Here is a 284-nt window from a genome sequence, read left to right on the forward strand (position 1 = left end):
AATCCTATGTCAGAAATCATACTAGCTTGTATTTTTCCTAATCATCTTTACTGTTATTGGTTTGTTGGATCTTTGATATCATCTCTGATCCGACGTTCTTGAAATTCTTGTTTGGAATTTCAGGGTTGTCATGTTGTTAATTTTTCAAGGTTCTTTATGTTTTCGCCTCTCAGCGACAACTTCTATATGTTATCGCATCTGAAGTTCTTTGTCAACAACTTTTTTATCTTTTTTCAAGACCTTTTCGGTTGCTGATGTCTGACCTCTTCGGCGACAACTTCTAA

Origin of the sequence: Coprococcus sp. AF16-22 (genome assembly GCF_003461545.1) — a bacterium.
Classification (GTDB): Bacteria; Bacillota; Clostridia; order Lachnospirales; family Lachnospiraceae; genus Coprococcus; species Coprococcus aceti.